This window comes from Telluria sp. PB2R4 (assembly GCF_059685695.1).
Genome location: NZ_JCASIC010000014.1, coordinates 1 through 26,739 on the forward strand (window position 1 = coordinate 1; position 26,739 = coordinate 26,739).

A 26,739-nucleotide genomic window follows, 5' to 3' on the forward strand; every position below is an offset into this window, starting at 1 on the left:
GTCGCCGACCACGGTGGCCGACTTGCGCGGCTTGGCGGTGTGGCCCAGGCCCAGCTCGTGCATCGAGTACAGGATGCGGCGCTGGACCGGCTTCTGGCCGTCCGACACGTCCGGCAGTGCCGACGCCGGCGCCGGTCGGCACCCCTGCTGCGCCGGCGTCGGTGCCGCCGTCGCAGCTGCCGGTGACGCCGCAGACCGGTTCGCCGCAATCGGGCCCGCTGCCGACGGCGCCGGCGCCCGCACCCGGCATCCAGGTCATCCCGGTCGCGCCGCCGCCTCCGGCCCAGCCCCAGGCGCAGTCCCGGACCACGCAGTAATGTTCCGGCGCGGCTTCACGCTCATCGAGCTCCTGGTGACGCTGGCGATCCTGGCCCTGCTGGGAACGCTGGTGGTGCCGGTGGCCCAGGTCACGGCCCAGCGCCGCGACGAAGTGGAGCTGCGCCGCGCGCTGCGCGAGATCCGCGCCGGCATCGACGCCTACAAGAAGGCCAGCGACGAAGGCCGGGTGGCCAAGGCGCTCGGGGCGACCGGCTATCCGCCGCGCCTCGAGATGCTGGTCGAGGGCGTGCGCGACCTGCGCAGCCCGAAGCAGGCGCACATCTATTTTCTACGCCGCCTGCCGCGCGACCCCTTCCATCCGGACCCGGACGCGCCGGACGCCGCGACCTGGGGCAAGCGCAGCTACGCCAGCGAGCCGGATGAGCCGAAGGAAGGCGAGGACGTCTACGATATTTATTCGATGTCGGCGAAGGCCGGCCTGAACGGCATCCCCTACAACAAGTGGTGAGCACCATGCCTAGTCGACGGCGCCTGCGCGCCTTTACCCTGATCGAACTGCTGGTGGTGCTGGGCATCGTGGCCCTGTTGCTGACGCTGGCGGTGCCGCGCTTCTTGCCGAGCATCGACGCCAGCCGCGAGACCATCCTCGAAGAGAACCTGCGCAATACGCGCGCGGTGATCGACCAGTTCCGGGCCGATACCGGGCGCTATCCGGAGTCGATCGAGCAGCTGGTCGAGAAGAAGTACCTGCGCGAGCTGCCGATGGACCCGATCACCGAGAGCCGCGACACCTGGCTGGTCGAGCCGCCGCCGGACGGCGAAGAAGGCGCGGTCGGCAACCTCAGGAGCGGCGCGCCCGGCAACGGCCGCAAGGGCAAGCCGTACGCGGAGTGGTAGGGTGCGCGCCCGCGAACCATCCAGGCAGGCCGGCTTCACCTACCTCGGGCTGATCATCTTCGTCTTCATCCTCGGCATGGTCGGCGCGGCCACGCTGAAGATCGGTTCGCTGCTGCAGCGGGCCCACGCGGAACAGGAACTGCTGGAGATCGGCTATCAATTCAGCACGGCGCTGCGGACCTATGCCGAGGCCACCCCGCGCGGCCAGCCGCCCCAGCCATCGACCCTGCAGGAACTGCTGCGCGACACGCGCTTCCCGAACCCGCGCCGCCATCTGCGCAAGATCTTCGTCGACCCGGTGAGCGGCAAGGCGGAATGGGGCCTGGTGCGGGCAGGCGAGGGCGGACGCATCCTGGGCGTGCACAGCCTGTCGCAGGCGGCGCCGCTCAAGCTCGCCAACTTCGACAAGCGCTTCCCCGGTTTCGAGAACCGCGAGCACATCGCCGACTGGAAGTTCATGGCGGACAAACAGGGGGCTGCTGCGCCGTTGGCGCCGCTCGCGCCGGGAGCCAGGCCCCCAGGCATCGCGTCGCCGCCACAGCCGCTGACGCCACCGGCCGCGCCGCCGCCCCAGTCCGAGCCGGAACCGCTGACGGACGAGCCGCCGGCGGAGGAACCGGAGAAACCGGCCGAACCGGAGGAAAACGAAGCGAAAGAACCGCCCGGCCAATCACAGGACTCAGGACGGTAGGGTGGGCGGGTTCCCCGCCCACGCGTTCAAACCTAGCAAGATCCGCCCGCGCGATTGCAACACCGACACCTATCACCGCGTGGGCGGGAGACCCGCCCACGCTACTTTGCGCGGCGCTTGAAGTCGCGCGGACGGAAGCCCAGCACCAGCAGCACGGTGAAGTAGGTGACGGCGGCCACGGCGATGATCGCCGCCAGCGCGCCGGCACGCAGCAGCGGCGTGGCGCGCAGCGCGATCCAGTCGAACTGCGCCTGCCCGTACCACGACACCGCGCCCATCACGGTCACCGCCACCAGCAGCTTGAGGAAGAACTTGCCCCAGCCCGGCTGCGGCACGTAGATGTGGCGGCGGCGCAGGCCGGCGTACAGGAAGGCGGCATTGATGCAGGCGCCCACGCCGATCGACAGCGCCAGGCCGGCCACGCCGAACAGCGGCACGAAGGCGATGTTCAGCACCTGGGTGGCCACCATCACGCCCACGGCGATCTTGACCGGGGTGCGTACTTCCTGGCGCGCGAAGAAGGCCGGCGCCAGGGTCTTGACCAGGATGAAGCCGAGCAGGCCGGCGCTATAGGCCATCAGCGGCAGCGCGGACATCGCCACGTCGGCGGCGTCGAACACGCCGTAGTGGAACAGGGTGGCGATCATCGGCACCGCCAGCGTCGCCATGCCGACCGAGGAGGGCAGCGCCAGCAGGAAAGTCAGGCGCAGGCCCCAGTCGAGCAGCGAGGAGTATTCCTGGGTGTCGCCCTCGGTATTCGCCTTGGCAAGGCTGGGCAGCAGGATGGTGCCGAGCGCCACGCCCAGCAGGGCGGTGGGGAATTCCATCAGGCGGTCGGCGTATTGCAGCGCCGTCACCGCGCCGGTGCCTTGCCAGGCCGCGATCGTGGTATTGATCAGGAGGCTGATCTGGGCCGCCGCCACCGCGAACACGGCCGGCCCCATCTTGCCCAGCATGCGGCGCACGCCGCTGTCGCGCAGCCCGGTCATCGGATTGAGCGAGATGCGCGGCAGCATGCCGAGCTTGACCAGCGACGGGATCTGCAGCGCCACCTGGGCCAGGCCGCCGACGCAGACGCCCACCGCCATCGCATAGATCGGCTGCGTGAAGTAATCGGCCAGCACCAGCGCGGAGACGATGAAGGAGATGTTCAGCAGCACCGGCGTGATGGCCGGAATCTTGAACTGGCGCCAGGTATTGAGCACGCCGCTGGCCAGGGCCACGAAGGCCATGCAGGCGATGTAGGGGAACATCATGCGCGTCATGAGGATCGCGGCATCGTAGGCGGCGGGCTCGCGCTGCAGGCCGCCGCCGATCAGGTAGATCAGCAGCGGCGCGGCGAGGATGCCTCCGACGCTGGTCAGCACGGTGGCCCAGATCAGGACCGTGGCCACGCGGTCGACCAGGGTCTTGGTGGCGTCTTGCCCGTGCTTGGTCTTGTATTCGGTCAGGATCGGCACGAAGGCCTGCGAGAACGCGCCTTCGGCGAACAGGCGCCGCAGCAGATTCGGCAGGCGGAACGCGATGTTGAAGGCATCGGTGAAATTCGAGGCGCCGAAGGTGGCGGCAAACAGGCTGTCGCGCAGCAGGCCGGTGACGCGGGACACCATGGTCATGCTGGAAATTGCGGCGAGGGTACGGAGCAGGTTCATGGGCGGGGATTATACTTGGGCAACACCCGCGCCGGCCCGGCGCACGCACCCGGAGGCGACAATTATTGAATTATGAATTGCCCTGATCGGTTTCCTTCGCTATAATCGTGGGCTGTACTGAATTCTGTTAGCAGACACGAATCGTTGGGCAGGCTCCCGTTGGTTTCACTGAGGCGCCAGTTTCACTCGCGAATGTTTGCAAACGCAACTTGACCCCGATTTAGGAAATTTCATGGCAAATACCGCACAAGCGCGCAAACGCGCTCGTCAAGCAGTTAAGCAAAACGCGCACAACTCGTCGCAGCGTTCGACCCTGCGCACCGCAATCAAGGCAGTTCGCAAGGCCATCCAGGCTGGCGACAAGGCCGCTGCAACCACCATCTTCCAGCAGTCCGTGTCGACCATCGACAGCATCGCTGACAAGAAGATCATCCACAAGAACAAAGCAGCCCGCCATAAGAGCCGTCTGGCTGCTGCCCTGAAGGCACTGTCCGCTTAATTAGCGAGGTGCGTGCGGCTGAATAGCCGCGCAGGCAGTTCTGTGCAGAGCAAGACCCGCCCGACTTCGGTCCCGGCGGGTTTTGTCGTTTCTTGCTTATGCTCGAGCTCGCCCGGCCTGCATGGCGGCGCCGGGCCCCGTGGATGTTCTAAAACCGTGGCGCACAGTAAAATACTGGTGCATAATGTGAAACGCCGTCTTATGTCTTATAGAAGACTTCAATCAGTCCTCCTGTTGAAGACCTGAGCGTGTCCACCTGTTTTTTGACTTCGCGCCGATCGCGCGAGCATCGAGGAAAAAGCGTATGAGCAGTGATCCGACCATCATCTACACCCTGACCGACGAGGCCCCGCTGCTGGCGACCCACGCCTTCCTGCCTGTCGTCAGCACCTTCACCAAGCCGGCCGGCATCAAGGTCGAGCAGGCCGATATCTCGGTCGCTGCCCGTATCCTGGCCCAGTTCCCGGAAAACCTGACCCCGGAACAGCGCGTCCCGGACGTCCTGAGCGAGCTGGGCAAGAAGACCCTGGAGCCGGACGCCAACATCATCAAGCTGCCGAACATCTCGGCCTCGGTAGGCCAGCTGACTGTCGCCATCAAGGAACTGCAGGGCAAGGGCTACAACTTGCCCGACTACCCGGCCGACCCGAAGACCGACGAAGAAAAGGCCATCAAGGCGCGCTACAACAAGTGCATCGGCTCGTCCGTGAACCCGGTCCTGCGCGAAGGTAACTCCGACCGCCGCGCGCCAAAAGCGGTCAAGGAATACGCACGCAAGAACCCGCACTCGATGGCCCCATGGTCGCAGGCGTCGCGCACCCACGTCTCGCACATGACCCATGGCGACTTCTACCACGGCGAAAAGTCGATGACCCTCGACAGCGCCCGCGAAGTCAAGATGGAACTGGTCACCAACTCCGGCAAGACCATCGTGCTCAAGCCGAAGGTCGCGCTGCAGGCCGGCGAGATCATCGACTCGATGTTCATGAGCCGCAAGGCCCTGCTGGCCTTCTACGAGCAGCAGATCGACGATGCCCGCGAAACCGGCGTGCTGTTCTCGCTGCACGTGAAGGCGACCATGATGAAGGTCTCGCACCCGATCGTGTTCGGCCACTGCGTGCGCATGTTCTACAAGGAAGCCTTCGAGAAGCACGGCGCCCTGTTCGACAGCCTCGGCATCAACGTCAACAATGGCATGGCCGACCTGTACAACAAGATCGCCGACCTGCCGGCCTCGCAGCGCGAGGAAATCGAGCGCGACCTGCACGCCTGCCAGGAACACCGTCCGGAACTGGCCATGGTCGACTCGACCAAGGGCATCACCAACTTCCATTCGCCGAACGACGTCATCGTCGACGCGTCGATGCCTGCGATGATTCGCGCCGGCGGCAAGATGTACGACGCCAACGGCAAGCTGAAGGAAGTCAAGGCAGTCATTCCGGAATCGACCTTCGCCCGCATCTACCAGGAGATCATCAACTTCTGCAAATGGCACGGCGCCTTCGATCCGAAGACCATGGGCACCGTCCCGAACGTGGGCCTGATGGCGCAGCAGGCCGAAGAATACGGCTCGCACGACAAGACCTTCGAGATCCAGGAAGACGGCGTGGCCAACATCACCGACCTCGCCACCGGCGAAGTGCTGATGAGCCAGAACGTCGAGCAGGGCGACATCTGGCGCATGTGCCAGGTGAAGGACGCCCCGATCCGCGACTGGGTCAAGCTGGCGGTCACCCGCGCGCGCAACTCGGGCATGCCGGCCGTGTTCTGGCTCGATCCGTACCGTCCGCACGAGAATGAACTGATCAAGAAGGTCAAGACCTACCTGAAGGATCACGACACCAGCGGCCTGGACATCCAGATCATGTCGCAGGTCCGCGCGATGCGCTACACCCTGGAGCGCGTCAAGCGCGGCCTGGACACCATCTCGGTGACCGGCAACATCCTGCGCGACTACCTGACCGACCTGTTCCCGATCCTGGAACTGGGCACCAGCGCCAAGATGCTGTCGATCGTCCCGCTGATGGCCGGCGGCGGCATGTACGAAACCGGCGCGGGCGGCTCGGCGCCGAAGCACGTGCAGCAGCTGACCGAGGAAAACCACCTGCGCTGGGATTCGCTGGGCGAGTTCCTGGCGCTGGCGGTGTCGCTGGAAGACCTGGGCCTGAAGACCGGCAACAACCAGGCCAAGGTGCTGGCCAAGACCCTGGACACGGCCACCGGCCGCCTGCTGGACAACCGCAAGTCGCCGTCGCCGAAGACCGGTGAACTCGACAACCGCGGCAGCCAGTTCTACCTGTCGATGTACTGGGCCCAGGAACTGGCCGCGCAGACGGAAGATGCCGCCCTGGCGGCCAAGTTCGCGCCGCTGGCCCAGCAACTGGCGGAGAATGAGCAGAAGATCGTCCAGGAACTGCTCGAGGTGCAGGGCAAGCCGGCCGATATCGGCGGTTACTACATGCCTGAGGAAGCCAAGGTGAAGGCGGTGATGCGTCCGAGCGCCACCTTCAACGCGGCACTGGAGTCGTTCGCGGCTTGAGCGATCGTTCGCTTCAAACAAGAACGCCGGCTTTCATGCCGGCGTTTTTTTGCATTACGTCGAGTACCGGACTTCGACGAATTCGCCCGGCATCAGGGGATGGGTCGCTAGAGAAAACGGCCCGATACTCGAGCGCACCAGCCGCAAGGTCGGCAACCCGACCGCCGCCGTCATCCGCCGCACCTGGCGGTTCTTGCCTTCTTCCAGCGTGATCGCGATCCAGCCCGTCGGCTTGTCCAGGCGCGCCCGGATCGGCGGGTTGCGCGGCCACAGCCATTCGGGCTCGGCGATCCGCACCGCCTTGCATGGCCTGGTGACGAAGTCGCCCAGATCGAGCGGCGCCTGCAGGCGGGCGAGGGAGGCGGTATCGGGCACGCCATCTACCTGCACCAGGTAGGTCTTGGCTTCCTTGTGGTCCGGGTGCGCGATCTTGTGCTGCAGTTTGCCGTCGTCGGTCAGCAGCATCAGTCCCTCGCTGTCGGCGTCCAGCCGGCCGGCAGGGTAGATGTTCGGGATGTCCAGGTAGTCGGCCAGCGTCTCGCGATGGTCCTGCGCCGAAAATTGGCAGAGGACCTGGAACGGTTTATTGAAGAGGATCAGAGGCATGGATTGCGAATGGGGTCATAAAAGGTGCTGCGTGGCGTCGTGGAAAATACTGGTGCATAATGCAAGACGCTACGAGCGTCTTATACAAGACTTGCAGTCGTATTCCACATTGTAGTTCATACCGCATGCAGGGCCCGACGCCGCGACCGCGGCCTGCCATGCGACCACCTGGGAGAGCACGATGGTCCAACATATCAAGGTCCCGGCCGACGGCCAGAAAATCACCGTCAACGCCGACTTTTCACTGAGTGTGCCGGACAATCCGGTCATTCCCTACATCGAGGGTGACGGCACCGGCGTCGACATCACCCCGGTCATGATCAAGGTCGTCGATGCTGCCGTGGCCAAGGCTTACGGCGGCAACCGCAAGATCAGCTGGATGGAAATCTATGCGGGCGAGAAGTCGACCAATGTCTATGGTCCCGACGTCTGGCTACCGGCTGAAACCCTGGACGTGCTCAAGGAATACGTGGTCTCGATCAAGGGCCCACTGACCACCCCGGTCGGCGGCGGCATCCGCTCGCTCAACGTCGCGTTGCGCCAGGAACTCGACCTGTATGTCTGCCTGCGCCCGGTGCGCTACTTCGCCGGCGTGCCCTCGCCGCTGAAGCAGCCTGAGAAGACCCACATGGTGATCTTCCGCGAGAACTCGGAAGACATCTACGCCGGCATCGAATGGGCCGAAGGCTCGGAGGGCGTCAAGAAGGTCATCAAATTCCTCACCGAGGAGATGGGCGTCAAGAAGATCCGCTTCCCGGAGACCTCGGGCCTGGGCATCAAGCCGGTCTCGCGCGAAGGCACCGAGCGCCTGGTGCGCAAGGCGATCCAGTATGCGATCGACAACGACAAGCCATCGGTCACGATTGTCCACAAGGGCAACATCATGAAGTACACCGAAGGGGCTTTTCGCGACTGGGGCTATGCGCTGGCGCAGAAGGAATTCGGCGCCGAGTTGATCGACGGCGGGCCATGGTGCAAGTTCAAGAATCCCAAGACCGGCCGCGAAATCACCATCAAGGATTCGATCGCCGACGCCTTCCTGCAGCAGATCCTGCTGCGCCCGGCCGAGTACAGCGTGATCGCGACCCTGAACCTGAACGGCGACTATATCTCCGACGCGTTGGCGGCCCAGGTCGGCGGCATCGGCATCGCGCCGGGCGCCAACATGTCGGATTCGGTGGCCATGTTCGAGGCGACCCACGGCACTGCGCCGAAATACGCCGGCAAGGATTATGTGAACCCGGGTTCGCTCATCCTTTCGGCAGAAATGATGCTCCGCCATATGGGGTGGGTCGAAGCGGCCGATCTGATCATCAGTGCGATGGAGCGCGCGATTACCTCGAAAAAAGTCACCTACGACTTCGCGCGCCTGATGGAAGGCGCCACCCAGGTGTCGTGCTCGGGCTTTGGCGAGGTGATGATCGAGCAGATGTAATTGCATCGTATCGTCGCACCGTTGAAAGTGACCCGCGACGTCGAAGCGAAACTCGCTTATGCTCCTACCCAAAGCGGGTAGGGCGAAAAAAAACCCCGCCTGGGCGGGGTTCTTCGCTTCCGGGAGGGGAACTATCAAGTGCCCTGGATGTTGGAAGCTTGCTTGCCTTTCGGGCCTTGCGTGACTTCGAATTGAACTTTTTGACCTTCTTTGAGAGTCTTAAAACCGTTCATGTTGATTGCGGAGAAGTGCGCGAACAGATCCTCGCCGCCATCATCAGGAGTGATGAAGCCAAAGCCTTTGGAATCATTGAACCACTTAACAGTACCAGTTGCCATAAAAAGAACTTTCAAATTTAACTAATCACACGAGCCATAAAAGCAAGAAGCTTCTTGCCCCCTCCTCAGCCTGCTCACTTCTTATCAACAAGTACATAAGTACAATGTCAATAACTGCATTGTTGGTTGAATAAACATCGAAGTCAAGGGGTTTTGGGGGGCTGTTGCCAAATTTTCCACAGCAGAGCTAACGCGGCTCTTGATTTCGTCAATTGGATCGCCATCTGCGCTTTCAGTGGGAATCGCGTAACATGGAAGCACATGAGAACGAGCTGATGTTTACGCTTGGCACAGACTTTGAAAGCATTAGAATACGCCCATGGCTACGAAGCATGACACCGAACAGCTGCTGGAGCGGCAGACCGTAAAACCGCCACCCTTGTACCAGGTGGCGTTGCTGAACGACGACTACACGCCGATGGAATTCGTGGTTGCGATCATCCAGGAGTATTTCAACAAGGATCGCGAGACGGCGACCCAGATCATGCTTTCCGTGCATCAGCACGGCAAGGGCGTCTGTGGGGTGTTTTCCAAAGATATAGCGTGTACCAAAGTGGAGTTTGTCTTAACGCATGCGCGTAAGGCAGGGCATCCCCTGCAGTGCGTGATGGAGGAAGTATGATTGCGCAGGAACTTGAAGTATCCCTACACATGGCCTTTGTCGAAGCCCGCCAGGCCCGCCACGAGTTCATTACCGTGGAACACCTGCTGCTGGCACTACTCGACAACCCATCAGCCGCCGAAGTCCTGCGTGCGTGCGCGGTCAATATCGAAGACCTGCGCAAGACCCTGACTAATTTTATCGGTGATAACACCCCGACCGTGCCCGGCACGGGCGAGGTCGACACCCAGCCGACGCTTGGATTCCAGCGCGTGATCCAGCGTGCAATCATGCACGTGCAGTCGGCCTCGAACGGCAAGAAGGAAGTTACCGGCGCCAATGTGCTGGTGGCGATCTTCGGCGAGAAGGATTCGCACGCCGTCTATTACCTGCACCAGCAGGGCGTGACCCGCCTCGACGTGGTCAACTTCATCTCGCACGGCGTGCGCAAGGACCAGCAGCTCGACACCAGCAAGGCGTCGGAAGGCGTGGAAGAAGCGCAGGTCGAAGGCCAGGCCAAGGAATCGCCGCTCGACCAGTTCACCCAGAACCTGAACAAGGCGGCTGCCGACGGCAAGATCGACCCGCTGATCGGGCGCGAGGAAGAAGTCGACCGCGTGATCCAGATCCTGTGCCGCCGCCGCAAGAACAATCCGCTGCTGGTGGGCGAGGCCGGTGTCGGTAAGACCGCCATCGCGGAAGGCCTGGCATGGCGCATCGTCCAGGAAGACGTGCCGGAAATCCTGCAGAACGCGGTCGTGTTCTCGCTCGACATGGGCGCGCTGCTGGCCGGCACCAAATACCGCGGCGATTTCGAGCAGCGCCTGAAGGCCGTCCTCAAGCAACTGAAGGACACCCCGAACGGCATCCTGTTCATCGACGAGATCCACACCATCATCGGCGCCGGTTCGGCATCGGGCGGCACGCTCGACGCCTCGAACCTGCTCAAGCCGGCCCTGGCCAATGGCCAGCTCAAGTGCATCGGCGCGACCACGTTCACGGAATTCCGCGGCGTGTTCGAGAAAGACCATGCGCTCTCCCGCCGCTTCCAGAAGGTCGACGTCAACGAACCGTCGGTCGAGCAGACCGTGGCGATCCTGCGCGGCCTGAAGTCGCGCTTCGAAGAGCATCACGGCGTCAAATATTCGGCGTCGGCGCTGTCGACCGCGGCCGAGCTGGCGGCGCGCTTCATCAACGACCGCCACTTGCCGGACAAGGCCATCGACGTGATCGACGAGGCGGGCGCGGCACAGCGCATCCTGCCGAAATCGAAGCAGAAGAAAACCATCGGCAAGACCGAGATCGAGGACATCATCGCGAAGATCGCGCGCATTCCTCCGCAGACCGTCAACCAGGACGACCGCAGCAAGCTGCAGACCATCGACCGCGACCTGCGCAACGTGGTGTTCGGCCAGGATCCTGCGATCGAAGCGCTGTCGGCCGCGATCAAGATGGCGCGCGCCGGCCTGGGCAAGACCGACAAGCCGATCGGCTCCTTCCTGTTCTCGGGCCCGACCGGTGTCGGCAAGACCGAGGTCGCCAAGCAGTTGGCCTTCATCCTGGGCATCGAGCTGGTGCGCTTCGACATGTCCGAGTACATGGAGCGCCACGCGGTGTCGCGCCTGATCGGTGCGCCGCCGGGCTACGTCGGCTTCGACCAGGGCGGCCTGCTGACCGAGGCCATCACCAAGAAGCCGCACGCTGTGCTGCTGCTGGACGAGATTGAAAAAGCCCACCCGGACATCTTCAACATCCTGCTGCAGGTGATGGACCACGGCACCCTGACTGACAATAACGGCCGCAAGGCGGACTTCCGCAACGTGATCATCATCATGACCACCAATGCGGGCGCCGAGAGCCTGACCAAGCGCTCGGTGGGCTTCGTGGATTCGAAGGCGGCAGGCGACGAGATGGCCGACATCAAGCGCATGTTCACGCCGGAGTTCCGCAACCGCCTGGATGCGACCATCAGCTTCCGCGCGCTGGACGAAGACATCATCCTGCGCGTCGTGGACAAGTTCCTGATGCAGCTGGAAGAGCAGCTGCACGAGAAGAAGGTGGAAGCCATCTTCACCGAGAAACTGCGCAAGTTCCTCGGCAAGAAGGGCTTCGATCCGCAGATGGGTGCGCGTCCGATGTCGCGCCTGATCCAGGACATGATCCGCAAGGCGCTGGCCGACGAGCTGCTGTTCGGCCGCCTGGTCAACGGCGGACGCGTCACGGTCGAGCTGAACGAGAAGGACGACGTCGTGCTCGAGTTCCCGGAAGGGGATGCACTGCCGCCGCCGGCGCCGGCCGAGACGGTCGAGATCGAATAAACTTCGGTCGTCAATAAAAACCGCGCTTCGGCGCGGTTTTTTTATGCGCTCCGTGTTTGCGTATTAACCTGGGTTCCCGCCAAGGCGGGAACCCAATTTCACACGCATACCACCAGCCAGCATTTTTTTGCACGTATGCACATCGCGCGACAGCACACGTGTGGCACACTCTTCCTCCTGAGTAACCTTGCCCTCGTGAACATGACCGTGTCCCGCACCATTCTCGCGCATTTGCTACTGCCTTCGCTGGCGCTCATCGGCAGCCAGGCGGCCGCCGCCGATCCCTACTTCCGTTTCCCCGCCATCCGCGGCGACAGCATCGTGTTCACCGCCGAAGGCGACCTGTGGCGCACCACGCTTGCCGGCGGCAAGGCCACCCGCCTGACCACCCACCCGTCGTCAGAAACGCAAGCCGCGATCTCGCACGACGGCAAGCTCGTCGCCTTTGCCGCCTCCTACGAAGGCGCGCAGGAAGCCTATGTGATGCCGATCGAGGGTGGCCTGCCCAAGCGCATCACATTCGAAAACGGCGGCGTGACGGTGCTGGGCTGGACCGCTCAGGGCGAGGTGCTGGTGAGTACCGAAAATTCGGTCGGACCGTCGAAACACCGCATTGTCGCGGCGCTCGACCCGGCCAAGCTGACGCGCCGCGTCTTGCCGCTGGCGGACGCCAACGACGCCGTGCTGAGCGACGACGGCCGCAGCGTGGTCTTCACCCGCATGGGCCTGTCGATGACCAACGATAACGTCAAGGCCTACCGCGGCGGCGCCCATGCCCAGCTGTGGCGCTACGAGCTGGGCGGCAAGGACGAGGCCACGCGCCTGTTCAAGGACGACAACGCCAACAACCGCCGCGCCATGTGGTGGCAGGGCCGCATCTACTTCATCAGCGACGCCGGCGGGGCCGACAATATCTGGTCCGCGCTCCCGGACGGCAGCGACCGCAAGGTCCACACCCGGCACACGGAATGGGACGTGCGCACCGCCTCGCTCGGCGACGGCCGCATCGCCTACCAACTGGGCGCGGACCTGCGCGTGTTCGACATTGCCAGCGGCGCCGACACACGCGTCGCGGCCAGCCTGGTCTCGGACTTCGACCAGCAGCGCACCCGCCGGGTACGCTCGCCGCTGGACGCGCTGACCAATATCGACATCGCCAACAAGGCCCAGCGCATCATCCTGACCGCGCGCGGCAAGGTGACCATCGCCGGCACCGGCAACTACCGCCGCGTCGAGATCGCGGTGCCGGAAGGCGCGCGTGCGCGCAACGCCGTCTTCAGCCATGACGACCGCTGGGTCTATGCCTTCGTGGACACCAGCGGCGAGAACGAGATCTGGCGCTATGCCGCCGACGGTTCGGGCAAGGGCGAGCGCCTGACCGTCGACGGCGCCAGCCACCGCTCGGGACTGTACCCGTCGCCGGACGGCAGGTACCTGGCCCACACCGACAAGAAGGGCCGCACCTGGCTGCTCGACCTGCAGGCCAGGACCAACGTCATCATCGACGACGCCAAGCAGGTCGGCGCCGACCGTCCGGACCAGGTGGTGTGGTCGCCGGACAGCCGCAACCTGGCCTTCGTGCGGGTCGGCAGCAGCGAGCAGCGCAACCAGATCGGCATGTATAACCTGGCCGGCAAGACCATGGCTTTTGTTACCACCGACCGCTACACGGCCGACTCGCCGGTGTTCTCGCCGGACGGGAAGTGGCTGTACTTCCTGTCGTCGCGCCACTTCAATGTGGGCAATGCCGGTCCCTGGGGCGACCGCAACATGGGCCCGGTGTTCGACCGCCGCGTCGGCATCTATGCCCTTGCATTGCAGCCTGGTGTCCGATTCCCGTTCAAGCCCGAGGACGAGCTGACCAAGCCGGAAGTGGCGTCGCCCGAATCGGCGGCGCGCGCCGCGGTCCAGACGCCGGGCAAGGAAGAAGCCGACAAGACCGCCGCGGTGGCGGCCGCCGCTGCAGCGACCGCCGCCGCCGCTGCCAACGACCCGAAAGCCAAGGCCGCGCCGACCCCCGCCATCGACTATGCGGGCCTGCGCGAGCGCCTGTACGAAGTGCCGGTCGCACCGGGCAACTACCGCGCCCTGGCCATCGACGACAAGCGCCTCTACGTCCTCGAATCCGACAACGGCCGCAGCGGCGCGCTGAAGACGCTGGAGATCTCGCGCAGCAGCCCCCAGCTCGAAGTCTTCGCGAACAACGTGCGCGAATTCGGCCTGAGCAGCGACCGCAAGCATGTCTTCTACCGTAGCTTCCACGCTACCGGGCCGGGCGAGATGCTGATGGTCGCCGCCGGCGCCAAGGCGCCGGCCGACGTCAGCAAGGCCAGGATCAAGATCGACGACTGGGCGATCAGCACCAATCCGCGCCTGGAGTGGACGCAGATGTTCAACGACGCCTGGCGCATGCACCGCGATTTCCTGTACGACGCCAATATGCGCGGCATCGACTGGAACGGCGTGCGCACCCGCTACGCGCCGCTGGTCGAGCGCGTGACCGACCGCGCCGAGCTGAACGACGTGCTCGGCATGATGGTGGGTGAGCTCGGCGCACTGCACTCGCAGATCGTCCCGGGCGATGTGCGCCGCGCGCAAGGGGAAGGTGTGCCTTCGAGCCTGGGCGCGGTGCTCACGCGCGTGAGCGACGGCTTCCGGGTCGACCGGGTCTACCGCAGCGAGCCGGAGCTGCCGTCCGAGCGCGGCCCGCTGGCGGCGCCGGACGTGGGCGTGAAGGAAGGCGACATCATCACGGCGGTCAACGGCAAGCTACTCACCGAGGCGCGCGACATCGCCGACCTGCTGCTCGACCAGGCCGACAAGCAGGTGCTGCTGCACGTGAAGGGCGCGGGCGATAAAGCGGGGAGCAAGGCGCGCCCCGTGATCGTGACGCCGGTGTCGATGGTGCAGCACGCCAGCCTGCGCTACGCGGACTGGGAGCAGAGCAGGGCCCAGCAGGCGGACCAGGCATCGAAAGGCAAGATCGGCTACCTGCACCTGCGCGCAATGACGGCGCGCGACATCAACGCATTCGCCCGCGATTTCTACGCCAACATCAACAAGGAAGGCTTGATCATCGACGTGCGCCGCAATAATGGCGGCAACATCGACAGCTGGATCATCGAGAAGCTGCTGCGCCGCTCGTGGGCGTTCTGGAGCGCGAACGGCAACCTGCCGCAGTCGAACATGCAGAACACCTTCCGCGGCCACCTGGTGGTGCTGATGGACGAGCTGACCTACTCGGACGGCGAAACTTTCGCCGCCGGCGTCAAGGCCCTGAAACTGGGGCCGCTGGTCGGCAAGCGCACCGCCGGGGCCGGCGTCTGGCTCAGCGACGGCAACAACCTGGCTGACAACGGCAGGGCGCGGGTGGCGGAGTTCGGCCAGTTCGCGGCCGATGGCGAGTGGCTGATCGAAGGCGTGGGCGTGACGCCGGACGTCGAAGTCGACAACCTGCCGCACGAGACCTTCGAAGGCCGCGACCGCCAGCTGGAAGTGGCGATCGGCCTGCTCGAGAAGAAAATGAAAGAACAGCCGATCCAGCCGTGGAAGCCGGCGGCGATCCCGGCGATCAAGCGCCAGTGGGATGCCGGCGAGGCCGCCGGCAAGGCGCCGCCGACCATGAAGTAAGCAGCGCGGCGGTCGGGAAAGCCGGCATTCCCGACCGCTCGGGTGACATCCTCGCTGTGGCAATGTCATCAAATTTCATCGCCATGTCATATTGAATTTCTAAACTGCAAGTATCTCTCGCTTAAGGTACTTGCAATGTTTCTCGCAAAGCTCCAGACCCGCACCAAGATCCTCGGCGCCTTCGGCATCGTCTCCTTCCTCCTCCTCGTCATCTCGGCCGTGGCCTTGTGGCGCATGCAGTCCAACGACGTGCTGACCACGGACCTCGTCTACGACAAGCTGGCCAAGCAGCAGCTGGCCTCCGACCTGCTTGGCGTCGAGCGCCTGAACGGCTCGCGCACGGTCGCCATCGCGCGCAGCGACAGCCTGGAGCTGGCGGATTACTTCGGCGCCCAGCTGGCCCACGGCGAAAAGGCCGCCGCCGGGATCGAGGCGCGTCTGGGCAAGCTGCCGCAGTCGGCGCGCGAAGCGGCCCTGATCGCGGAAAGCGCCAGGCACAAGGCGGCGCTGGCCAAGGTCCAGGCCGCGCTGTTCCAGGCCAAGGAGTTTGGCCAGACCGGGGTCGTCGAGCAGCTCGTCAGCGGCGACTGGGAGAGGAGCTACAAGGCCCGTACCGGCGCGCTGGAAGCGCTGCTCGCGCACGAAACCGCAGAAGCCCACCGCCTCGCCGAGGAATCGGCATCCGTCTCGACCTTCGGCAAGGCGCTGGTGCTGGCGCTCGGCCTGGGTGCGCTCGGCATCGGCGCGCTCCTCGCGTGGATGCTGACCCGGAACATCGTCGGCCCGCTGCAGCAGGCCGTCCTGCTTGCCGAGCAGGTGGCGCACGGCGACCTGCGTCCGGTCATCCGCCACCGGCGCGGCGATGAGATCGGCCGCCTGTTCGACGCCCTCAACGGCATGACCGGCGGCGTCTCGGCCACCGTGTCCCAGGTGCTGGCAGGCGCCCAGGCGATCGATTCGGCATCGGGCGAAATCGCCGACGGCAACCAGGACCTGTCGCGCCGCACCGAGCGCCAGGCATCCAGCCTGCGCCAGACCGTCAGCGCGATGGAAGAACTGAGCCAGGCGATCGCCCAGAACAACGCCAGCGCCCGCTCCGCGAACGTCCTGGCCCAGTCGGCCTCGAACGTGGCTGCCCGCAGTGCCCAGGCGGTCGACGAGGTGGTGGCGCGCATGGAGGCGATCAAGGCCTCGGCCGACAAGATCACGGACATCACCGGCATGATCGACAGCATCGCCTTCCAGACCAATATCCTGGCGCTGAACGCGGCGGTGGAAGCGGCGCGCGCCGGCGCCGAGGGCCGCGGCTTCGCCGTGGTGGCGGCCGAGGTGCGCAACCTGGCCCAGCATTCAGCCACGGCGGCGAAGGAAATCAAGGGCTTGATCGGCGCGTCGCGCGAGGAAATCGCCGCCGGCACCGACATCGCCGGTACCGCGGGCGAGACCATGCGCGCGGTGCTGGAGCACGTGCACGACGTGGCCGGCCTGCTCGATACCATCTCCACCGCCAGCAGCGAACAGGCCAGCGGTGTGGCGCAGGTGAGCCAGGCAATCGCCGAGATGGATGAATCGACCCAGCAGAACGCGGCGATGGTGGAGCAGGCGGCCAGCGCGGCCGAGTCGATGCGCCGCCAGGCGGCGGAGTTGTCGGAACTGGTGGCGACCTTCAAGCTGCGCCAGGCCGCGCCGGCGCCGCGCGCGCTGAGCGCTGCGTAAACGAAAAAACCGCCTGCAGGCAGGCGGTTTTGCATTGCTACGGATGCGGCGAGATTACCAGCCGATATCCTTGAACAGTTCCGTCGTCAGGTCGATCGGCGCCGTCACCGAGTGGGTAAGGTCGGCGCTGATCGACGGTTCCATCAGCTGGTTGCGGGTGGTCGCGGTAGTGTAGTGCGACACCGACGAACCGCCCTGGAACGGATTGGGCGTGAACATCGTAACGCGGCCCTGGGCATCGGCGCCCGAGAGCTGGGTCTTGGAACGTTCGAGCTTGCCCACGGTGCCGTTCGCGTTGCCGTTCGGCTTGGTCAGGCTGGCGAAAATGGTAGCGCCGTCTGCCTTGGTCACGCGCACAGCCGGGATGGTGATCGACGCATCGGCGCCGCCCAGGCCGGTCAATGCGGCGACTGCGTTGTCAGCCACGATCACGCCGATCGCACCGGCGTCCTGGGCATTCTTGACCTTGACGGTGAAGCCGCAGGTGCCGCGGCTGACCAGGGCGATCTTGCGACGTACGGCTTCGGCTTCGGCAGCGTTCAGTGGCGTACAGGCTTCAGAGAGGGCGCCGGAAGGCTGGCTGAGTGCGGCGATCTGGCCGGTCAGCGGCGACTTGTCGATCTTCGGACCGAAGTCGGCTTCGCCGACCGCGTACAGGTCACCGTTCGGCGAGTTGGCGCCGACGCCGATCACGCGCAGCTGGGCGGTCGGGGTCAGCACCGATGGTGCCGCCGCGGTCACGCGGGCGCCGGTCCAGGACAGGCCGTTCGGCTTGAGCGCCGATGCCTTGCGCTCGTCATTGGTCATATCGACCCACAGCTTGCCGGTGGTGTTGTCGAGAAGGAAAGTGTCCCAGACCGAAGCACGGCCGGCGAACGGCGCACCGGTCGCGCCGCTGGTGAAGGTCTGGAAGCCCAGGCCGTGGCCCATTTCGTGCAGCAGGGTAGCGACGAAGTCGATGTTGCTGCCTTCGTTGGCATCCAGGCCCAGGTAGAACGAGCTGCCGGCCAGGCAGTCCGGCTTGCCGAGATTGGAGTTGAAGCGCGCCGTGATCTGGCCGCCCGGTTGGCTCGAGATCTCGCTGCCGTACAGCTTGTTGGCCAGGGCATACGAGTACCAGACATCGGTCTTCAGAGCGCCTGGGAAGTTGGCGAACACCTGGGTGGCGCCGGCGCTGCCCAGCACGGCGCTGGTCGCGGTGCAGGCCTGTGGTTCGAAGGTCGCGTTGATGACGATCGGGACGTTGCTGGTCAGGGTCCTGCCCCAGATGTTGGCCGCATGCGTGAACGCGATCAGGCGCTGCTCGCCGATGGTGGTGCCGGTATTGCCGCCGACAGGCGTCGCCGGGGTCGTCTCATTGAAGCCGATCCCTGGGAGATTGTTGTTCTTGATGACGATCTGCGCAGCCGCCTGGGCAGTGCCCATGCTGCCGCATGCCAGGGCCAGGGCCGCGGCGACCAGAGTCAGGCTTGGACGCTTATTGAACTTCATTCTGGTGCTCCTTGGCGTTCGTGGACACTGGGGTAGAGAGGGCAGAGTGGGCAGCATGCGAGCCGTGGGCGCATTCGGCCTCGAGCTTGCCGTCGGCGGTGCGGCGCACCACGGTGTGCATCATCGCTTCTTCGTCGACGTGGGCGGCGAGCACGCCGTTCTGCTGCAGGCGGGCGACGCCGGCTTCCGGCGCACCGGAGGCGGCGCGCGCGGCCTTCTGGGCTTCACGGTCCGCTTTGCGGAGCGCGTTCAGCTGTTGCACCTCGGCGGCAGTCGCATTGCGGAGCTTGCCGTTCTTGTCCTTGGCAACGGTCTGGCCTTCCTGTCCGGCGGCGAACGCCGAACCAGCGAACGCCAGCGCCGCCATGGCGACGACGCTACGCAGCATGAATACACGGTTTTGCATGTTGTGTTTTCTCTCAGAAAAATATACGTCAATAGGTACAACTTTTCTTTCCCCGCCTACAGAGCCGGTTGACAACAACTATAGCTTTGGAAATAACGGAATTGCGAAAAATAATTAAAAATTTTGTATCTTTGTTGGCTTGAACATACGTATAAAATTTGGTTTTCGCTCTCAGGAGCTCAATGTAAATACATTGATTTTGTGCGTTGTTTTTATTTCGCAAAGCAGAGTCGTTGAAAACGTGGTATTGACCAGCGCGCGTTCATGGTCTAGGCGGGAGGATGGAGCAGGCAGGCGAGCCTGGAGGGGAACCAGGGTCTTGAATGAACAGGCACCGGCGAATTCCGCCGGTGCCATGGCGGGAGGAGCGCGCTCAGCGCACGTCGAGCAGCTCGACGTCGAAGATCAGGTTGGCGTTCGGCGGAATCGGGCCGGCGCCCGAGCTGCCATAGCCCAGGCTGGCCGGGATGATGAGGGTACGCTTGCCGCCGACCTTCATGCCCGCCACGCCCGCATCCCAGCCGGGAATGACCTGGCCGCCGCCGAGCGTGAAGCTGAACGGCTCGCGCCCGCTGGACGAGTCGAACTGGGCGCCATGCTTCGATTCCGTGTTCGGCTCGTACAGCCAGCCGGTGTAATGGACGACCACGGTGGCGCCGTTCACCGCCTCTTTGCCGGTGCCGGCCACGGTGTCGATCTTTTGCAGCGCCACGCTGTCGGCGGCCGCAGCCGCTGTTGTCGCCGCAGTTGTCGCTTGTGGAGCTTCATTGCGCTTGCAGGCGGTGGCGGCCAGCGCCAGGGTCAGACCGAGGATGCAATGGGAGAGCAGCTGTTTCAAGGTAGTCCTTCGTCGATGGTGGAGGTGGCCGCAGTATAAAGGAACGGCGACGGCATCCCCACCATCGGCGCTCAGATCGCGGCCAGCGCCCGGCGCAGGTCGTCGCGCTGGTCTTCCAGGTGCTCGATGCCGACCGACAGGCGGATCAGCCCATCGCCGATGCCCAGTTGCGCGCGCTGCTCCGCCGGGATGCTGGCATGGGTCATCAGGGCAGGGTGCTCGATCAGGCTTTCCACGCCGCCCAGGCTTTCGGCCAGCGTGAACACTTCGCAGGCTTCCAGGAAGCGCCTGCTGCCGGCCAGGTCGGTGGCCAGGTCGATCGACACGATACCCCCGAACGCGTTCATCTGGCGCCGCGCCAGCGCGTGCTGGGGGTGCGATTCCAGGCCCGGATAGAACACCTTGGCGACCTTCGGCTGCTGCTGCAGCCACTGCGCCAGCGCCAGCGCGTTGGCGCTGCTGCGCTCCACCCGCAGCGCCAGGGTCTTGATCCCACGCAGCACCAGGAAGCTGTCGAAGGGCCCCTGGATGGCGCCCACGGCGTTCTGGATGAAGCCGAGCCCCTCGGCCAGCGCCCCATGCCGTTCTTCCCTGCCGACCACCGCCACGCCGCCGATCACGTCGGAGTGGCCGTTCATGTACTTGGTGGTCGAGTGCACCACGATGTCGAAGCCGAGTTCCAGCGGACGCTGGTTGATCGGGCTGGCGAAGGTGTTGTCGCACACGGTGATGATGCCGCGCGCCCGGCACAGGGCCGCGATCGCGGCCAGGTCGGCGAGTTTCAGCATCGGGTTGGTAGGGGTCTCGACCCACACCAGCCGGGTGTCGGGCGTGAGCGCCTTGCCGAGGGCATCCGGGTCGGTCAGGTCGGCATAGGCGAAGCTGTGGCCGGCGCTCTTGCGGCGCACCCGCTCGAACAGGCGGAAGGTGCCGCCATACATGTCGTCGCCGGCCACGATGTGCGAATTCGCCGGCAGCAGTTCGAGCACCGCCGCGATCGCAGCCAGGCCGGATGCGAAGGCGAAGGCCGCGCTGCCGCTCTCGATGTCGGCCACGCAGCGCTCCAGCGCCCAGCGGGTCGGGTTGTGCGAACGGCCGTAGTCCAGGCCCTTGTGCACGCCAGGACTCTCCTGGCGGAAGGTCGAGGTGGCGAAGATCGGCGGCATCACGGCGCCGGTGCCCGGCTCGGGCGCCTGGCCGCCGTGGATCACGCGGGTGGCGAGGTGTTTTTTCGGTTCAAGCGGGTCGTTGTTCACGATAGGGTCCTACGCAGGTGGTTGAGCAGGTCGTAGCGGGTGATCAGGCCGTAGAAGTGCTCGCCATCGGCGATCACGGCGGTCAGTCCGCGGTCGAGGATTTCGCGCAGGTGGCCCATGCTGCTGGTGGGCAGCAGGGTCTGCGGCGACGGCGTCATGGTGCTCGAGACCGGCGCGCTGAAGTGGTTTGGCTCGGCCGTCACGTGCAGCAGCAGGTCCGATTCGTCGATCAGGCCGACCAGGCGGCCTTCCTTGTCGATCACCGGCATCTGCTGCAGGTCGGCGCTGCGCATGCGGTTGAAGGCGGTGAGCAGGGTGTCGGTGGGCGCCAGGCTGACCACTTCGCCCTCGTCGTAGCGGCGCCCGATCAGGTCGCGCAGGTCGCCCGTCTTCGGGCGTGCGATCAAGCCCTGGTCGACCATCCAGCCGTCGCTGTAGACCTTGGTCAGGTAGCGGGTGCCGGTGTCGCAGACAAAGGTGACGACGCGCTTCGGGCGGGTCTGCTCGCGGCAGTAGCGCAGCGCGGCCGCCAGCAGGGTGCCGGTCGACGACCCGGCCAGGATGCCTTCCTGCTGCAGCAGCAGGCGCGCGGTGCCGAAGCTCTCCTCGTCGGCGATCGTGTACGCCTTTTTCACGCGCGACAGGTCGGCGATGCCGGGGATGAAGTCTTCGCCGATGCCCTCGACGGCCCACGAACCGGCATCGGTCCGCAGCACGCCGGTGTTGACGTAGTCGGCCAGGATCGAGCCCTGCGGGTCGGCCAGGACGAACTCGAGGTTGGGCTGGGTCTTCCTGAAATAGCGCGACAGGCCGGTGAGGGTGCCGGAGGAGCCGACGCCGACCACGATCGCATCGAGCCTGTGGTTGACCTGGTCCCAGATCTCCGGGCCGGTGGTGGTTTCGTGGGCGCGCGGATTGGCCGGGTTGTTGAACTGGTCGGCGAACCAGGCGCCGGGGATCTCTTTCGCCAGGCGCGCGGCGACATCCTGGTAGTACTCGGGGTGGCCCTTGCCGACGTCGGAGCGGGTCAGGTGGATTTCGGCGCCGAGCGCCTTCAGGTGCAGGATCTTCTCGGCCGCCATTTTATCCGGCACCACCAGCACCACGCGGTAGCCCTTGATGCGCGCGACCAGGGCCAGCCCCAGGCCGGTATTGCCGGCAGTGGCTTCGACCACGGTGCCGCCGGGCTCCAGGTGTCCGTCGTGTTCGGCCTGCTCGATCATGGCACGGCCGATGCGGTCCTTGATGGAGCCGCCGGGATTCTGGGATTCGAGTTTCAGGAACAGCTGGCAGGGACCGGTGTCGATGCGGGTGACTTCGATCAGGGGGGTGTCACCGATCAGGGAAAACAGTGCAGCTTGCGACGCATGTTGCATAGTGCCTCCGAGAGGCCGGGCAGGGCCCGGACAGTGCGGCCGCTTCATGGGCGGCCGCTATGCGAAGAGCTGGCGCTTGGGTATGACTATGGGCGCCAGGCCATGTAAAAAAGTCATGATACGGCGATTATTTGAGCGAGTGTTGATCTTGTAGGGTGGGCGGGTCTCCCGCCCACGCGTTCAACCATCTCTCGAACAATCGCTTTGCTTGCTTTTCATGCGCGTGCTGAACGCGTGGGCAAGGAACTTGCCCACCCTACGTGTTCTCGGTCTTCAAGCGCCGCCACAAGGTCGTGCGGCTGATGCCCAGGTGCTTCGCCGCCGCGTCGCGCTGCCCTCCGAAGCGCGCCAGGACTTCGGCCAGGCTTTCTGTTTCCACCTGGGCCATCGGCAGGATCGTTTCCCTCGCTAGCTCAGGGGCAATCGACACCAGGAAACTCGGCGTCAGTGCCTGCAAGGGCTCGGCCGCCAGGAACAGCGCCAGCCGCTCCATCAGGTTGCGCAGTTCGCGCACGTTGCCGGGCCAGCCGTAGGCCTCGAGCAGGGGCGCGCAGGCCTTGATCTCGGCAGCCAGGTTCGGATGCGGCCTGGCGCCGATCGCCGCCAGCGCGTTCTTGAGCGACCACTCGCTAAGTGGCACGATATCCGCGATGCGCGCGCGCAGCGGCGGCAGCGCCAGGCGCAGCACCGCCAGGCGGTAGAACAGGTCGGCGCGAAAGCGCCCTTCGCGCACGCGCGCTTCCAGGTCGCAGTGGGTGGCGCTGATCACGCGCACCTCGATCGGGACCGGCCGGGTGCCGCCCACGCGCATCACTTCGCGCTCCTCCAGCACGCGCAGCAGGCGCGTCTGCAGCGCCAGGGGCATCTCGCCGATCTCGTCGAGGAACAGGGTGCCGCCGTCGGCCGCCTCGAACAGGCCGGCATGGCCGCCGCGGCGGGCGCCGGTGAAGGCGCCTTCTTCGTGGCCGAACAGTTCCGACTCGAGCAGCGATTCGGCGATCGCGCCGCAGTTCACCGCCACGAAGGGACGGTTGGCCGCGCGCCGCGGTCCCTCGCGGTGGATGGCCTGCGCCACCAGCTCCTTGCCGCTGCCGGTCTCGCCCTGGATCAGCACCGTGGCCGGCGACCGCGCGTACAACACCACGGTCTGACGCAAGCGCTCCATCGCGCCCGACTCCCCGCGCAGGTCGTGCAGGCCGCGCCGCACGCGCTGCGCGTCTGCTGCCGCAACACGGCGCCCGCGGCTCGCTTCCAGCCGCTGCACTTCGAGCCGGGTAATGCGCGCCATCTCGAGCGCATCGTCGAAGGCCTGGCGGATCGACGCCGCCGAATACAGGAACACGCCCGTCAGGCCGGCTTCCTCGGCCAGGTCGGTGATCAGTCCCGCCCCGACGATCACCTCGATGCCTGTCGCTTTGAGCTCATTGATGCCGGCACGCGCATCTTCTTCGGTGACATAGGTGCGCTGCGCGATCGCGATGCCGAAGGTGTCCGCGAACTCGGCCAGCTCGCGCATCGGTTCCTGGTAGCTGATCACGCCGATGCGTTTCGACACGCGCCGGGCCCGTGCCAGCGCCTGCATCACGTCGAAGCCGCTGGCCTTGGCCACCACCACCGGCACCGAGATCCGGCCTTTCAGGTAAGCGGCGTTCGAGCCGGCGGCGATCACCACGTCACAGCGCTCGGTCGCGAGGCGTTCGCGCAATGTCCGCGCCGCTTCGTCGAAGCCGAGGTGCAGCGGTTCGATCGAGGCCAGGTGGTCGTACTCGAGGGTGATGTCGCGGAACAGGTCGGACAGGCGCGATACCGAGACGGTCCAGATGACCGGCTTGTCGGCGCCGTCCGCCGCCTTGGGCGCGGGCTTGCGTAAGGGTTGACTCATGTTTCAAGTGTAGCCGATTCGCAGCACGGTGTTTCAGTTGAAACACGGCCGCTGTCAGCCACGCGTAAGCGAGCGTAAGACTGAGGTAAGCGCGCACCCGTAGGATGGAGCAAGCCTTGAATAACAGGCATCACCAGAATAGATATCAGGAGACAAAAGTGGAGCAAGACATCGTTCAGCGGGTCAAAGCCGACCCCGACTATCGCAAGCTGACCAGGGCGCGTTCGCGCTTCGGCTGGATCCTCACCTGGAGCATGATGATCGTGTACTACGGCTTCACGCTGCTGTGCGCATTCAACAAGGAGTTCATGGGCAGCCGCATAGGCAGCGGCGTCATGACCTGGGGCATTCCGCTGGGCCTGTTCGTCATCGTGTTCACGGTGGTGATCACCGCCATCTACGTGCGCCGCGCCAACAGCGAGTACGACGCGCTGACCGAAGCGATCAAGGCCAGGGTGGGCGCATGAGCTTCCCGAACCGTTCCTCCCTCGCGCTGGCCTTGATCAGCGTCAGCGCCGCCGCCATGGCCGCACCCGACCTCGGCCAGGCCACCCAGCAGCCCACCAACTGGACCGCGATCAGCATGTTCGCGATCTTCGTGGTGCTGACCCTGTTCATCACCAAGTGGGCCGCCGCCAAGACCCGCTCGGCCTCCGATTTCTATACCGCGGGCGGCGGCATCACCGGCTTCCAGAACGGCCTGGCGATTGCCGGTGACTTCATGTCGGCCGCCTCCTTCCTCGGCATTTCGGCCGCCGTGTTCCTCGACGGTTTCGACGGCCTGATCTACGCGATCGGCTTCCTGGTCGGCTGGCCGGTCATCACCTTCCTGATGGCCGAGCGCCTGCGCAACCTGGGCCGCTACACCTTCGCCGACGTCGCCGCCTACCGCTTCCACCAGAAACCCATCCGCGTGTTCGCGGCCTCCGGCACCCTGGTCGTGGTCGCCTTCTACCTGATCGCGCAGATGGTCGGCGCCGGCCAGCTGATCAAGCTGCTGTTCGGCCTGGAATACTGGATCGCGGTGGTGATCGTGGGCGTGCTGATGATGGTCTACGTGCTGTTCGGCGGCATGACCGCCACCACCTGGGTGCAGATCATCAAGGCGGTGCTGCTGCTGTCGGGCGCGTCGTACATGGCGTTCGCGGTGCTGGCGCAATACAACTTCAGCCCTGAAAAACTGTTCGCCACCGCCACCGAAGTCCACGCCAAGGGCGACTCCATCATGGGCCCGGGCAGCTTTTTGAAAGACCCGATCTCGGCGATCTCCTTCGGCATGGCGCTGATGTTCGGCACCGCCGGCCTGCCGCATATCCTGATGCGCTTCTTCACCGTGCCAAGTGCGAAAGAAGCGCGCAAGTCGGTGCTGTGGGCCACCACCTGGATCGGCTACTTCTACATCCTCACCTTCATCATCGGCTTCGGCGCGATCGTGCTGGTCGGGACCAATCCGGCGTTCAAGGACGCGGCCGGCAAGCTCCTGGGCGGCAACAACATGGCGGCGGTGCACCTGGCCCAGGCCGTGGGCGGCGACATCTTCCTCGGCTTCATCTCGGCGGTGGCCTTCGCGACCATCCTGGCGGTGGTGGCCGGCCTGACCCTGTCGGGCGCATCGGCGGTGTCGCACGACCTGTACGCCACCGTGTTCAGGGCGGGCAAGGCAGACAGCGCAAGCGAGCTGAAGGTCTCGAAGATCACCACCATTGCGCTCGGCATCATCGCCGTGCTGCTCGGGATCGCCTTTGAGAAGCAGAACGTCGCCTTCATGGTGTCGCTGGCCTTTGCGATCGCCGCGTCGGCCAACTTCCCGGTGCTGTTCATGTCGGTGTTGTGGAGTCAGTGCACGACGCGTGGCGCCACCGTCGGCGGCTTCCTCGGCCTGGCGACCGCGGTCGTGCTCACCCTGGTGTCGAAATCGGTGTGGGTGGACGTGCTGGGCAATGCCGCGCCGATCTTCCCCTACACCTCGCCGGCGATCTTCTCGATGGCAGTGGGCTTCTTCGGCATCTGGTTCTTCTCGGTGACCGACAAGAGCCCGCGCGCCGCGATCGACAAGGCCGGTTTCGAAGCGCAGGAAATGCGTTCGGAGACGGGCATCGGCGCGTCGGGAGCCTCCGGCCACTAAGGACCCGCGTCCTGGATCGAACCCCGCTGCGGCGGGGTTTTTTTTGCCACAATGTTTCAAATGAGTTTCATGTTTCATTTTTATGGAACATTTGAACGATGGAGCGATCGCAAGTCCTTGATTTCAAAGTGATGCGCAACTGGCACGCCACTTGCATTAATAGG

The 26,739-nt window shown here is 65.0% G+C and carries 23 protein-coding genes; 13 read left to right on the forward strand and 10 right to left on the reverse strand.

Features of this window, described 5'->3' with window-relative positions; translation table 11 throughout:
- Positions 1–210: DNA gyrase subunit A (locus AC56LU_RS20100; RefSeq protein ID WP_497177518.1), on the reverse strand; the 210-nt coding region annotated here is incomplete at its 3' end.
- On the opposite strand from AC56LU_RS20100, the gene AC56LU_RS20105 reads away from it, so the two are divergent.
- The 4 genes from AC56LU_RS20105 to AC56LU_RS20120 are packed head-to-tail and all read left to right on the forward strand — an operon-like array spanning position 117 to position 1,867.
- The gene (locus AC56LU_RS20105) at positions 117–317 is read left to right on the forward strand and encodes a hypothetical protein (RefSeq protein ID WP_497177523.1); all 201 of its coding nucleotides are present in this window, start codon (positions 117–119) and stop codon (positions 315–317) included. The two genes, AC56LU_RS20100 and AC56LU_RS20105, sit on opposite strands and share 94 nt — an antisense overlap.
- Positions 317–787 carry a type II secretion system protein gene (locus AC56LU_RS20110; protein ID WP_497177388.1) on the forward strand — a complete coding sequence of 157 codons (471 nt, stop codon included), beginning with the start codon at positions 317–319 and terminating at the stop codon, positions 785–787. The genes AC56LU_RS20105 and AC56LU_RS20110 overlap by 1 nt, the downstream gene beginning before the upstream one ends.
- 5 nt (positions 788–792) lie before the next feature.
- A complete protein-coding gene (locus AC56LU_RS20115; RefSeq protein WP_497177389.1) occupies positions 793–1,176 on the forward strand; it encodes a type II secretion system protein in 384 nt (127 codons plus the stop codon).
- 1 nt (position 1,177) lies between these two features.
- Positions 1,178–1,867, forward strand: a complete 690-nt coding sequence (locus AC56LU_RS20120) for a type II secretion system protein (RefSeq protein WP_497177390.1) — start codon at positions 1,178–1,180, stop codon at positions 1,865–1,867.
- A gap of 101 nt (positions 1,868–1,968) precedes the next feature.
- Here the strand turns inward: AC56LU_RS20120 and murJ are convergent, their stop codons facing one another.
- Positions 1,969–3,519 (reverse strand): murein biosynthesis integral membrane protein MurJ, encoded by a 1,551-nt coding sequence (gene murJ / locus AC56LU_RS20125; RefSeq protein WP_497177391.1) that lies wholly within the window; start codon positions 3,517–3,519, stop codon positions 1,969–1,971.
- Positions 3,520–3,751: 232 nt separating this feature from the next.
- Here murJ and rpsT point away from each other — a divergent pair, with 232 nt between their 5' ends.
- Both rpsT and AC56LU_RS20135 read left to right on the forward strand, forming a co-directional pair.
- Positions 3,752–4,018 (forward strand): 30S ribosomal protein S20, encoded by a 267-nt coding sequence (gene rpsT, locus AC56LU_RS20130; RefSeq protein WP_027864728.1) that lies wholly within the window; start codon positions 3,752–3,754, stop codon positions 4,016–4,018.
- Positions 4,019–4,322: 304 nt separating this feature from the next.
- Entirely contained in the window at positions 4,323–6,557 is a 2,235-nt protein-coding gene (locus tag AC56LU_RS20135; protein ID WP_497177392.1) for an NADP-dependent isocitrate dehydrogenase, read from the forward strand.
- 54 nt (positions 6,558–6,611) lie between these two features.
- Here AC56LU_RS20135 and AC56LU_RS20140 read toward each other — a convergent pair whose 3' ends face one another.
- Positions 6,612–7,163, reverse strand: a complete 552-nt coding sequence (locus tag AC56LU_RS20140) for a pseudouridine synthase (RefSeq protein ID WP_497177393.1) — start codon at positions 7,161–7,163, stop codon at positions 6,612–6,614.
- 181 nt (positions 7,164–7,344) lie between these two features.
- Here AC56LU_RS20140 and icd point away from each other — a divergent pair, with 181 nt between their 5' ends.
- Positions 7,345–8,598, forward strand: coding sequence for an NADP-dependent isocitrate dehydrogenase (gene icd / locus AC56LU_RS20145; RefSeq protein ID WP_497177394.1), 1,254 nt, complete (start codon positions 7,345–7,347; stop codon positions 8,596–8,598).
- A gap of 134 nt (positions 8,599–8,732) precedes the next feature.
- Here the strand turns inward: icd and AC56LU_RS20150 are convergent, their stop codons facing one another.
- Entirely contained in the window at positions 8,733–8,936 is a 204-nt protein-coding gene (locus AC56LU_RS20150; protein WP_091875187.1) for a cold-shock protein, read from the reverse strand.
- A gap of 319 nt (positions 8,937–9,255) precedes the next feature.
- Here AC56LU_RS20150 and clpS point away from each other — a divergent pair, with 319 nt between their 5' ends.
- The 4 genes from clpS (at position 9,256) to AC56LU_RS20170 (ending at position 17,201) form a co-directional block, all read left to right on the forward strand.
- The gene (gene clpS / locus AC56LU_RS20155; RefSeq protein WP_231060199.1) at positions 9,256–9,558 is read left to right on the forward strand and encodes an ATP-dependent Clp protease adapter ClpS; all 303 of its coding nucleotides are present in this window, start codon (positions 9,256–9,258) and stop codon (positions 9,556–9,558) included.
- Positions 9,555–11,855, forward strand: a complete 2,301-nt coding sequence (gene clpA, locus AC56LU_RS20160) for an ATP-dependent Clp protease ATP-binding subunit ClpA (RefSeq protein WP_497177395.1) — start codon at positions 9,555–9,557, stop codon at positions 11,853–11,855. The genes clpS and clpA overlap by 4 nt, the downstream gene beginning before the upstream one ends.
- A 207-nt stretch (positions 11,856–12,062) precedes the next feature.
- A complete protein-coding gene (locus AC56LU_RS20165; protein WP_497177396.1) occupies positions 12,063–15,485 on the forward strand; it encodes a S41 family peptidase in 3,423 nt (1,140 codons plus the stop codon).
- 135 nt (positions 15,486–15,620) lie between these two features.
- Entirely contained in the window at positions 15,621–17,201 is a 1,581-nt protein-coding gene (locus AC56LU_RS20170) for a methyl-accepting chemotaxis protein (RefSeq protein ID WP_497177397.1), read from the forward strand.
- A 54-nt stretch (positions 17,202–17,255) separates the two neighbouring features.
- On the opposite strand, the gene AC56LU_RS20175 is transcribed toward AC56LU_RS20170, so the two are convergent.
- The 6 genes from AC56LU_RS20175 to prpR all read right to left on the reverse strand — a co-directional run bounded on the left by AC56LU_RS20175 (position 17,256) and on the right by prpR (position 24,450).
- Entirely contained in the window at positions 17,256–18,692 is a 1,437-nt protein-coding gene (locus AC56LU_RS20175) for a PA domain-containing protein (protein WP_497177398.1), read from the reverse strand.
- Positions 18,679–19,098, reverse strand: a complete 420-nt coding sequence (locus AC56LU_RS20180; protein ID WP_497177399.1) for a post-PEP-CTERM-1 domain-containing protein — start codon at positions 19,096–19,098, stop codon at positions 18,679–18,681. The genes AC56LU_RS20175 and AC56LU_RS20180 overlap by 14 nt, the downstream gene beginning before the upstream one ends.
- 373 nt (positions 19,099–19,471) lie before the next feature.
- Positions 19,472–19,936, reverse strand: coding sequence for an FKBP-type peptidyl-prolyl cis-trans isomerase (locus tag AC56LU_RS20185; RefSeq protein ID WP_497177400.1), 465 nt, complete (start codon positions 19,934–19,936; stop codon positions 19,472–19,474).
- A 71-nt stretch (positions 19,937–20,007) separates the two neighbouring features.
- A complete protein-coding gene (locus AC56LU_RS20190; protein WP_497177401.1) occupies positions 20,008–21,192 on the reverse strand; it encodes a trans-sulfuration enzyme family protein in 1,185 nt (394 codons plus the stop codon).
- On the reverse strand, positions 21,189–22,568 hold the full coding sequence (locus AC56LU_RS20195; RefSeq protein ID WP_497177402.1) for a pyridoxal-phosphate dependent enzyme: 1,380 nt from the start codon (positions 22,566–22,568) through the stop codon (positions 21,189–21,191). The genes AC56LU_RS20190 and AC56LU_RS20195 overlap by 4 nt, the downstream gene beginning before the upstream one ends.
- A 256-nt stretch (positions 22,569–22,824) precedes the next feature.
- Positions 22,825–24,450 (reverse strand): propionate catabolism operon regulatory protein PrpR, encoded by a 1,626-nt coding sequence (gene prpR / locus AC56LU_RS20200; protein ID WP_497177403.1) that lies wholly within the window; start codon positions 24,448–24,450, stop codon positions 22,825–22,827.
- 158 nt (positions 24,451–24,608) lie between these two features.
- On the opposite strand from prpR, the gene AC56LU_RS20205 reads away from it, so the two are divergent.
- On the forward strand, positions 24,609–24,917 hold the full coding sequence (locus AC56LU_RS20205) for a DUF485 domain-containing protein (RefSeq protein WP_497177404.1): 309 nt from the start codon (positions 24,609–24,611) through the stop codon (positions 24,915–24,917).
- Positions 24,914–26,575 carry a cation acetate symporter gene (locus AC56LU_RS20210; protein WP_497177405.1) on the forward strand — a complete coding sequence of 554 codons (1,662 nt, stop codon included), beginning with the start codon at positions 24,914–24,916 and terminating at the stop codon, positions 26,573–26,575. The genes AC56LU_RS20205 and AC56LU_RS20210 overlap by 4 nt, the downstream gene beginning before the upstream one ends.
- Positions 26,576–26,739: the final 164 nt, after the last annotated feature.

Bases quoted from the DNA above. Each gene is read 5' to 3' on its own strand.
- AC56LU_RS20115 (WP_497177389.1), top strand. From the start codon at position 793: ATGCCTAGTCGACGGCGCCTGCGCGCCTTTACCCTGATCGAACTGCTG.
- AC56LU_RS20210 (WP_497177405.1), top strand. From the start codon at position 24,914: ATGAGCTTCCCGAACCGTTCCTCCCTCGCGCTGGCCTTGATCAGCGTC.
- AC56LU_RS20195 (WP_497177402.1), bottom strand. From the start codon at position 22,568: ATGCAACATGCGTCGCAAGCTGCACTGTTTTCCCTGATCGGTGACACC.
- rpsT (WP_027864728.1), top strand. From the start codon at position 3,752: ATGGCAAATACCGCACAAGCGCGCAAACGCGCTCGTCAAGCAGTTAAG.
- AC56LU_RS20135 (WP_497177392.1), top strand. From the start codon at position 4,323: ATGAGCAGTGATCCGACCATCATCTACACCCTGACCGACGAGGCCCCG.
- prpR (WP_497177403.1), bottom strand. From the start codon at position 24,450: ATGAGTCAACCCTTACGCAAGCCCGCGCCCAAGGCGGCGGACGGCGCC.
- AC56LU_RS20170 (WP_497177397.1), top strand. From the start codon at position 15,621: ATGTTTCTCGCAAAGCTCCAGACCCGCACCAAGATCCTCGGCGCCTTC.
- icd (WP_497177394.1), top strand. From the start codon at position 7,345: ATGGTCCAACATATCAAGGTCCCGGCCGACGGCCAGAAAATCACCGTC.
- clpA (WP_497177395.1), top strand. From the start codon at position 9,555: ATGATTGCGCAGGAACTTGAAGTATCCCTACACATGGCCTTTGTCGAA.
- murJ (WP_497177391.1), bottom strand. From the start codon at position 3,519: ATGAACCTGCTCCGTACCCTCGCCGCAATTTCCAGCATGACCATGGTG.
- AC56LU_RS20140 (WP_497177393.1), bottom strand. From the start codon at position 7,163: ATGCCTCTGATCCTCTTCAATAAACCGTTCCAGGTCCTCTGCCAATTT.
- AC56LU_RS20180 (WP_497177399.1), bottom strand. From the start codon at position 19,098: ATGCAAAACCGTGTATTCATGCTGCGTAGCGTCGTCGCCATGGCGGCG.
- clpS (WP_231060199.1), top strand. From the start codon at position 9,256: ATGGCTACGAAGCATGACACCGAACAGCTGCTGGAGCGGCAGACCGTA.
- AC56LU_RS20175 (WP_497177398.1), bottom strand. From the start codon at position 18,692: ATGAAGTTCAATAAGCGTCCAAGCCTGACTCTGGTCGCCGCGGCCCTG.
- AC56LU_RS20150 (WP_091875187.1), bottom strand. From the start codon at position 8,936: ATGGCAACTGGTACTGTTAAGTGGTTCAATGATTCCAAAGGCTTTGGC.
- AC56LU_RS20110 (WP_497177388.1), top strand. From the start codon at position 317: ATGTTCCGGCGCGGCTTCACGCTCATCGAGCTCCTGGTGACGCTGGCG.